Source organism: Dietzia sp. B44, from assembly GCF_014145245.1.
Classification (GTDB): Bacteria; Actinomycetota; Actinomycetes; order Mycobacteriales; family Mycobacteriaceae; genus Dietzia; species Dietzia natronolimnaea.
Map to the genome: position 1 here is coordinate 1 of NZ_JAALEF010000235.1, position 8007 is coordinate 8007.

At 71.0% G+C, this 8007-nt stretch carries 9 protein-coding genes, 1 tRNA gene and 1 pseudogene; 7 read left to right on the forward strand and 4 right to left on the reverse strand.

The window, feature by feature from the left end; all coding sequences use genetic code 11:
• From G6017_RS08575 to G6017_RS08585, 3 genes and pseudogenes are all read left to right on the forward strand, one after another.
• Positions 1-222 (forward strand): annotated as a pseudogene (locus tag G6017_RS08575) (hypothetical protein); the annotation flags it as partial.
• Between the two features lie 120 nt (positions 223-342).
• Complete coding sequence (locus tag G6017_RS08580; protein ID WP_182616944.1) at positions 343-1308, forward strand: NAD(P)H-dependent flavin oxidoreductase; 966 nt, start codon at positions 343-345, stop codon at positions 1306-1308.
• Positions 1309-1312: 4 nt separating this feature from the next.
• A complete protein-coding gene (locus tag G6017_RS08585) occupies positions 1313-1864 on the forward strand; it encodes a PadR family transcriptional regulator (protein WP_182610086.1) in 552 nt (183 codons plus the stop codon).
• 52 nt (positions 1865-1916) lie between these two features.
• On the opposite strand, the gene G6017_RS08590 is transcribed toward G6017_RS08585, so the two are convergent.
• Both G6017_RS08590 and G6017_RS08595 read right to left on the reverse strand, forming a co-directional pair.
• The gene (locus G6017_RS08590) at positions 1917-2372 is read right to left on the reverse strand and encodes an SRPBCC family protein (RefSeq protein WP_182616951.1); all 456 of its coding nucleotides are present in this window, start codon (positions 2370-2372) and stop codon (positions 1917-1919) included.
• Between the two features lie 92 nt (positions 2373-2464).
• Entirely contained in the window at positions 2465-3505 is a 1041-nt protein-coding gene (locus G6017_RS08595) for an NAD(P)H-quinone oxidoreductase (protein WP_182616946.1), read from the reverse strand.
• 138 nt (positions 3506-3643) lie between these two features.
• Here G6017_RS08595 and G6017_RS08600 point away from each other — a divergent pair.
• Positions 3644-3729, forward strand: a tRNA-Ser gene (locus G6017_RS08600).
• 13 nt (positions 3730-3742) lie between these two features.
• Here the strand turns inward: G6017_RS08600 and G6017_RS08605 are convergent.
• Positions 3743-4207 carry an SRPBCC domain-containing protein gene (locus G6017_RS08605; RefSeq protein ID WP_182616948.1) on the reverse strand — a complete coding sequence of 155 codons (465 nt, stop codon included), beginning with the start codon at positions 4205-4207 and terminating at the stop codon, positions 3743-3745.
• Between the two features lie 16 nt (positions 4208-4223).
• Between G6017_RS08605 and G6017_RS08610 the strand changes: the two genes are divergently transcribed.
• The 3 genes from G6017_RS08610 to G6017_RS08620 all read left to right on the forward strand — a co-directional run bounded on the left by G6017_RS08610 (position 4224) and on the right by G6017_RS08620 (position 7212).
• Complete coding sequence (locus G6017_RS08610) at positions 4224-4559, forward strand: ArsR/SmtB family transcription factor (RefSeq protein ID WP_241731437.1); 336 nt, start codon at positions 4224-4226, stop codon at positions 4557-4559.
• Between the two features lie 143 nt (positions 4560-4702).
• Positions 4703-5974 (forward strand): lipase family protein, encoded by a 1272-nt coding sequence (locus G6017_RS08615; RefSeq protein WP_241731438.1) that lies wholly within the window; start codon positions 4703-4705, stop codon positions 5972-5974.
• Positions 5971-7212 carry an alpha/beta hydrolase family protein gene (locus G6017_RS08620; RefSeq protein ID WP_176474997.1) on the forward strand — a complete coding sequence of 414 codons (1242 nt, stop codon included), beginning with the start codon at positions 5971-5973 and terminating at the stop codon, positions 7210-7212. Before G6017_RS08615 ends, G6017_RS08620 begins: the two co-directional genes overlap by 4 nt.
• A 70-nt stretch (positions 7213-7282) precedes the next feature.
• Here G6017_RS08620 and G6017_RS08625 read toward each other — a convergent pair.
• On the reverse strand, positions 7283-8007 hold a 725-nt coding region (locus tag G6017_RS08625; RefSeq protein WP_182616950.1), incomplete at its 5' end, for an alpha/beta hydrolase family protein.

Genomic DNA, 8007 nt, shown 5'->3' on the forward strand with positions numbered 1-8007 from the left:
GCCGCCGGGTCCCCGTGGGGGTCGGTGAGAGCCGAGGCGGGGCTGAGGGCTGAGGCGGGGCTGAGGGCGGAGACCGCGGGGGCCGGTGAGCCCGACGCGGCCGGGTCGACGGGGATCCCCGCGATTCCGGACTCGGGCGGCTTCGCTCCCGCGACGGTCGCCTCACTCGTGTCGGGGGCGGAGCGTCTGGCGGAGGAGATCTACCCGGTCGGTGCGCGGTGAGGTGATCAGGACGCTCCGCCGGCGTGCGTCCGGATCTTTGTGCAACTAGTTGCACAAAACCGTGGGCGGCCGTACGGTCGGGGGAACGCCGACCACATCCCGGTCCCGAAAGGACTGCTCATGGCCCTTCCCTCCGTCCTCGCCGGCCCGCTCACCGTGCCGGTGGTCGCCTCGCCGATGTTCATCTACTCCGGCCCCGAGCTGGTGGCCGCACAGTGCCAGGCCGGCGTGATCGGGTCGTTCCCGGCGCTCAACGCACGACCGCAGTCGGTCCTGGGGGAGTGGCTGGACCAGGTCACAGAGAGCAACGCGGCCTTCGCGGCGGCGAACCCGGACCGGTACGTGGCCCCGTTCGCCGTCAACCAGATCGTCCACCGGTCCAACGACCGGCTCGAGCAGGACCTGGCGACCGTCGTCGAGCACGAGGTGCCGATCGTCATCACCTCCCTCGGTGCCCGTACCGAGGTCAACGACGCCGTCCACTCCTACGGCGGCATCGTGCTGCACGACGTGATCAACGACAGGTTCGCCCGCAAAGCCATCGAGAAGGGCGCCGACGGGCTCGTGGCGGTCGCCGCCGGCGCCGGGGGCCACGCCGGGACGCAGTCTCCGTTCGCCCTGATCCAGGAGATCCGCGAGTGGTTCGACGGCCCGCTGCTGCTCTCCGGGGCGATCGCGCACGGTCGGTCGATCCTCGCCGCGCAGGCCGCCGGCGCCGACCTGGCCTACGTGGGTTCGGCGTTCCTCGCGACCGAGGAGTCCCGCGCGGCCGCGGAGTACAAGCAGATGATCGTCGACAGCTCCGCCTCCGACATCGTCTACAGCAACCTGTTCACGGGCATCCACGGGAACTACCTCCGGGGCAGCATCGAGGCGGCGGGGCTGAACCCCGACGACCTGCCCGTCTCGGATCCCACGGCGATGGACTTCGGCTCCGGTGGGGGCGCGGACTCCAAGGCGTGGCGCGATATCTGGGGTGCGGGCCAGGGCGTCGGCGCGGTCACCTCGACGGGTTCGGTCCGCGACCTGGTCGAGCGGCTCCGCGCGGAGTACGAGCAGGCGGCGTCCGCTCTGGCAGCGCGCTGACACCGTGTCGCTGAAGTTCGCGATCCTCACCTCCCTCACCGAGCGGGCGGGGAGCGGGATCGAGCTGGCGCGGAGGTTCGACAAGTCCATCGGGTACTTCTGGCCGGCGACCCACCAGCAGATCTACCGGGAGCTGGATCGACTGGGGGAGTCCGGACTGATCCGGGAGCTCCCGCTCGAGGGCGCCCCCTCGCGGGGTAACCCGCGCCGCTTCGAGGTCACCGAGGACGGCCGGAGGCTGCTCACCGAGTGGATCCGCGAGCCGGACGAGCCCGACCCGATGCGGTCCACCATGGCGGTGCGGGTGCGTGCCGCGGCCGCGACGGGGGCGGTCCACGAGGTCCGGGAGGCGCTGACGCACCACCGCGACCAGCGGGCCGCCAACCTCCGCCGCTACCGCGAGATCGAGGACAGGGACTTCGCCCGGCCCGACCCGGGGGACGCCCGCGACCTCCTCCAGCACCGGGTGCTCACGCTGGGCATCCAGGTGGAGCAGGCGTGGGTGAGCTGGTGCGACGAGGTGCTCGAGATGCTGGACCACCTCCCGGCGGGCTGACCGTCGTACCCGCTCACCGCGCCGGCTCATCCCACGAGCGCATCACCCGGGCTCAGTTCGCCAACGCCGCCTCGAGCGAGGCCAGTGACGCCTCGAGGAAATCGCGTCCGAACGGCGGCATCCCGCCGATCTCGGCGGCGAACCCCTCCCGTGTGCGGGTCCAGTCGTACCGGAGGGTGACGTCGGTGGACGCGCCCGCCGGGGCCAGGTCGTACCGCCAACTCCACCCGCCGGTGGAGAGGTGACCGGCCTCGTCGGTCCGGCCGGGCTCCCATTCGATCGTGCGGTCCGGTTCGAATGCCGTGACCACGTTGCGTATGACGTAGTCACCGCCCCCGGCCTCCCTGTACATGTTGATCGCGAAGACGTCCCTGACCCCGCTGATGGCCTCCGTCGTGACCGCGTCGCGTACCCAGTCCCCGGGTTCGGTGTCCTTGTGGCGGGTCGGATCGGCCAGCAGCGCGAAGACCTCCGACGCGGACGCCGGGATCGTGCGACTCGCGGTCATGAAGGTGGCTGGACCGTGCTCGGCACCGGGGTCGTCGGCGTCTGCGGTGGCGGCCATCGTCAGTTCCTCCTCGGTCACTCGACGGTCAGTGATCAGTCGACGGTCAGCATGATCTTGCCGTGGCTCTCTCCCGACTCGAGCAGGCCCAGCGCCTCCGCTGCCCGCTCCAGCGGGATCTCACGCGAGACGCGGGTGGTCACGTCTCCCGCCGCGATCATCGGCCAGACGTGGTCCACCACCTCCCGGCAGATGCCGGTCTTGCCGCCGGGACCGTCCACCGGGCGGGCCCGGAGGTTGGTGGCCAGCACACCGGCGCGGCGCGGGAGCAGGGCTCCCAGGTTCAGCTCGCCCTTCACCCCGCCCTGCATGCCGATCACGATCAGTCGGCCGTCCGGGGCGAGTGAGGCGATGTTGGGTTCGAGGTACTTCGCGCCCATCACGTCGAGGATCAGGTCGACGCCACGGCCTCTCTCGTCGTCGTCGGTCCACTCCCTGACCCGGTCGGGGAACTCGTCCTCGCGGTAGTCGATCGCCAGGTCGGCGCCGAGCTCGCGACACTTCCGGACCTTCTCGGGACCTCCGGCGGTGGTGGCCACGCGGGCGCCGAGCGCGCGGCAGACCTGGATCGCGTGGGAGCCGATGCCACCCGCCCCACCGTGGATCAGCACCCGCGGGGCCCCGAGCTCCGAGTCGCCCCAGCGGGCGTTGGGTGTCAGGACGCCGCGGCCGAGCCCGCCCGTCATGACGAGGTTGGACCACACCGTGCAGGCCACCTCGGGAAGTGACGCGGCCTCGTGCAACGACACCCCGACCGGCACGGGCATGACCTGTCCGGCGGGCACGGCCACCTTCTCGGCGTACCCGCCGCCGGCCAGGAGGGCGCACACCTCGTCGCCGACGGCCAGGCCCTCGACGCCCTCGCCCACGGCGGAGATCCGCCCCGAGCACTCGAGGCCGAGGATCTCCGACGCACCGGGCGGGGGCGGGTAGTGCCCCTTGGACTGCAGCAGGTCGGCGCGGTTGACGGCCGTGGCCGCCACGTCGACGAGCACCTCGCCGGGACCGGGGATCGGATCGTCGACCTCCGTCAGACGGAGGGAATCGGGACCGTTGCGATACTCGATGGCCTTCATGCCCTCGACCGTAGCCGCGATGGCCCCGGTCGGCAGCCGGGCTGGGTGCGGGCGGGCGGGGTCCACTACGATGAGCACCGTCGTCTCCGCGTGTTCCACGTGGAACCACGCACTCGAGCGTGTCGTGGCGGACGACAGGGAAGTGTGGCAGAGCGGCCGAATGCACTCGCCTTGAAAGCGAGCGTGCCTCAACAGCACCGGGGGTTCAAATCCCTCCACTTCCGCACCTGGGTGGGCTCAGGAGTAGAAGCCCTCACGCAGATTGATGCCGTGCTCGACCCACGCCTTGAGTGCGGTGAGCATCATCGTCCACCCCTCGCAGTTGCCGAAGGCGTTCTCCGCGCCGCCGGGCGTCACGCGCCAGGCCCGCTCGGTGATCGTGACCAGAGTGCGCGCGCCGTCGTCGATCGGTTCGAACTCGAAGGCCGTGGTGGTCTCGGGGTCCATGGCCTCGACGCCCTCCCATCTGATGACCAGCCGCCGGGGTGGATCGGCCTCGACCACCGTCACCGGGAATCGGCCGGGGAAGTCGGCGAACTCCCACGAGACCTCCGCGCCCGGCTCGAGCCGGCCACGGGCGCCCCCGGTGGTGAAGTAGCGGGACAGTTGCGCGGGGTCGGCCACGGCCTCGTAGACGGCGTCGACGGGCCGCCCCACGCGACCCGAGACGGTGAAGGTCAGTTCTCTCAGCTCTCCAGACATGTTGTATATTTACAACATGTCTGCCGGAGAGCGCAAGGGTCAGGGTGACGACGACGCCGTGTTCAAGGCGCTCGCCGCCCCGATCCGGCGGCGCATGCTGGACGCCCTCAAAGAATCGCCGCGCTCGACCGGCGAGCTCTGTGCCCTCTTCCCCGAGAGTGACCGCACGACGGTGCTGCAGCACCTGCGCGTGCTCGAGCGGGCCGACCTGGTGACGGGGCGCAGGGTCGGCCGCGAGCGCCACCTGTCGCTCGCGCCGCTGCCGATCAAGCGGATCCACGACCGGTGGATCGGCGAGTACGCCCGCGCGGCGGTCGAGTTGCTCGACGAACTCGACGGACAGGGCGCATAACGATCTGTTTACAAACCGCGTGTGCTGCTGGGATGATCTGCGACAGCATCTAGTGAGCGTGCGGGTCCGTCCACCGCTGTTGATCGGCGACCCGGTCCCCACCGCACCATCCGTTGAGCGCGACGAGACGCCGGGAGTGCGCCATGACCGGGACCAGTACCGCCATCCGTCAGACGCGCCGGGGTGTCGCGTGCACCCTCGCGATCCTGCTGGTGTTCTGCGCGGGCCTCGGGGCCGGGACGGGATCGTCGGCGGCCCAGTCCGCCGCCCCGCCACCCGTGCCCCTGCCGTCCGCCGACCCGTTCTACACCCCCGACGGGCCGATCGCCGATCTCGCGCCGGGGACGGTGATCAAGAGCAGGACCATTACCTACGGTTCGCTCGAACTCGCCACACCGCTCACCAGCACCCAGGTGCTCTACCGGACGACCGACCAGGCGGGCGGCCCGAGCGCCACCGTCGCGACGATCCTCAGGCCCCTGGTCCCGGGGCCCCCGAGGCTGATCTCCTACCACATGGCCTACGACGCGTTGGGCTCCGAATGCGATCCCTCCTACACCCTGACCGGGAACGGTGCCCCGGGTCGGGCCGCGATCGCGGAGCAGGGCGTCATCGGCGGGTATCTCGCGGCCGGCTACACCGTCGTCGTTCCCGACTACGAGGGACCGGACCTCGAGTGGACGATCGGGCGCCAGTCCGGCTACGCCGCCCTGGACGGTGTCCGCGCCACCATCGACCACGTGGGACTGCCGGCGTCGACGCCGGTGGGGCTGGCCGGATACTCCGGCGGGTCCGTGCCCACCCAGTGGGGTGCCGAGGTGGCGCCGAGCTACGCCCCGGAACTCAACATCGTCGGCGCGGCCGCCGGCGGGCTCCCCGTCAACATCGCACACAACCTCCCGTATGTGAGCGGGAGCGCCACATGGGCCGGGGTCATCCCCGCGCTCGTCGTGGCCTATCAGCGAGCGTATGGGATCGACACCGACAGCTTCCTGTCCGACTACGGCCGTCAGCTCGTCGAGACCGTCAGCTCGCAGTGCATCAACGCCTTCGCCGCCGACTATCCCGGGCTGACCGACGCCCAGATGGTCCGCCTCCCGTACACCTCCCTGTTGGACATCCCCGCCGTGGTCAGCGCGATCGGGGACAACGTGATGGGAACGACGGGCACGCCGCGGGTCCCGATGCTGCTCGCCGTGGGCAACCTCGACGGGATCGGAGACTCGGTCATGGTGACCGCGGACGTCGCCGGCCTGGCGCACGAGTACTGCACCCGCGGCGTCGCCGTCACCTACGCGCAGTACGACCGCCTCGGTCACTCCGAGGCCTTCGTGCCCTTCCAGGCGCAGACAGCCCAGTTCCTCACCGACCGGTTCGCCGGCCTCGCCCCCACCTCCAACTGTCAGGGGTCCTGACCACGTCGACCTTCTTCTCCGCCCGGCCTCACCGCGCACTGAGCAAGGGCTTCTACAAGGACCCCGACTTCGACTACGAGGTGCGGTGTCTTCTCGGCGCCGTCGCCTACGGCGCCGCCGAGGCCGGCGAGATCCTGGCGACCGTCGACGACGTCGGGGACGGCGATCACGACCACTGGTTCCGGGCCTGGCACGACCTCGGGAGCAGGGTCCACGCCGCGGCGGACCGGGAGGCGGCGGCAGGGCGGACGGTGACCGCGTCGGCGGCCTACCTGCGCGCGGCCACCTACCTCGCGGTCGCGGTGAACGCGGCGAGCGGCCTGCAGTCCGAGGACCAGCTGACGTCCACCTTCCGCCTGCAGCGATCGAGTTGGGAGCGCTTCGTCGACACCACCGACCGGATCGTCGAGCGCGTGACGATCCCCTGGGAGCAGGACTCGATGCCCGGGTGGTTCCTCCGGCCGTCCACCGACCCGGGACCCCGTCGGACGCTGGTGATGGTCAACGGAAGCGACGGTGCGACCAGCGGGCTCTCGCACAACGGCGCGGCCGGTGCACTCGCGCGTGGGTACAACGTGCTGCTATTCGACGGACCGGGGCAGCAGTCGATGCTGTTCGAGCGGGGGATCGGCTTCCGCCCGGACTGGGAGTCGGTCCTCACCCCCGTCGTCGACCTCCTCCTGGGCCGCTCCGACGTGGACCCCGGGAGGCTGGCGGTCTACGGGCTCAGCCAGGGCGGCTACTGGGTGCCGCGGGCGCTGGCGTACGAACACCGCTTCGCCGCCGCGGTCGCGGACCCCGGGGTGGTGGACGTGGCGGCGTCGTGGACCGCGCACATCCCCTCCAGCCTGATGTCGTTGTTCCGCTCCGGCAAGAAGGAGGCGTTCGACCGCGACATGTCCCTGGGGATGAGGTTCTCGTCCTCGACCGCGCGGACGTGGGCGTTCCGTGCGCGCCCGTACGGCAGGACCGGGTACTTCGACACCCTCGCGCAGGTGCACGAATACGCGCTCACGGCGGACGAGATGGCCGACATCACCACCCCGCTGCTGGTGACCGATCCGGAGGACGAACAGTTCTGGCCCGGCCAGTCCGAGCGGCTCGCCGCCGGCGCGGGCGGCCCCACCGAACTGGCGCGGTTCACCGCCGCCGAGGGCGCCAACTTCCACTGTCAGCCACTGGCCAGACAACTCACCGACGCGCGGATGTTCGGCTGGCTCGACTCGGTCCTGGCCTGACCGCCAGACCGCGTGACCGCGTGACGGCCTGACCGCGTGACGGCCTGGTCCGCCGCCCGCGGGGGCGCGGTCAGGCGGTCGTCTCGTGCAGATCCGCCGCCGACACGTGGCGGATGATCTCGAGCACGCGGGGATAGGCGCGGGAGTCCCCGGACACGAGCGAGACGTGGTCCTCGTCGTTGAACATGATCATCTTGGCCTTCCCGCCGGCCCGGGTGACCGCGTCCACGTAGCGCTGGGAGTTCTCGGGCGCCACGGTCACATCGCGGGCCCCGTGCATCGCGACCACCGGTGTGCCGGGGTCGATGTTCTGGATGGGGTCGACCTTCGCGTACCTCCCCGAGACCTCCGACGGGGTGCCACCCATCGCCGTGACGATCCTCTCGTCGCCGTGGGTGGCCGCGTAGACCATGTCCAGGGGGCCGGCGATCGAGACCACCCGCGTCGGGCGGAACGCCGGCTTCGCGCCGACCTCGTCGTCGTCCAGCAGGTGCCGGGTGCCGCCCCACACGGCGAGTTGGGCTCCCGCGCTGTGTCCCACCACCAGCTCGTCGTCGGTGGTGATCTGCGGGAACCTCTTGTCCACCTCGACCACGTGGTCCAGTGCGCTCGCGACGTCGTGGAAGGTGGTCGGCCATCCACCGCCCGACCCCACCCGTCGGTACTCGATGTTGTAGACGGCCATGCCGCGGCTGGCGAGCTTGCGGGCGAGAGGGTCGAACGAGTCGGCCCCGATCTGGTCCTGCCACGCCCCGCCGTGGATGAGGACCGCCAGGGGGATCGAGTCGACCCGCT

Bases quoted from the DNA above. Each gene is read 5' to 3' on its own strand.
- G6017_RS08595 (WP_182616946.1), bottom strand. From the start codon at position 3,505: ATGAAGGCCATCGAGTATCGCAACGGTCCCGATTCCCTCCGTCTGACG.
- G6017_RS08610 (WP_241731437.1), top strand. From the start codon at position 4,224: ATGTCTGCCGGAGAGCGCAAGGGTCAGGGTGACGACGACGCCGTGTTC.
- G6017_RS08605 (WP_182616948.1), bottom strand. From the start codon at position 4,207: ATGTCTGGAGAGCTGAGAGAACTGACCTTCACCGTCTCGGGTCGCGTG.
- G6017_RS08580 (WP_182616944.1), top strand. From the start codon at position 343: ATGGCCCTTCCCTCCGTCCTCGCCGGCCCGCTCACCGTGCCGGTGGTC.
- G6017_RS08615 (WP_241731438.1), top strand. From the start codon at position 4,703: ATGACCGGGACCAGTACCGCCATCCGTCAGACGCGCCGGGGTGTCGCG.
- G6017_RS08590 (WP_182616951.1), bottom strand. From the start codon at position 2,372: ATGACCGCGAGTCGCACGATCCCGGCGTCCGCGTCGGAGGTCTTCGCG.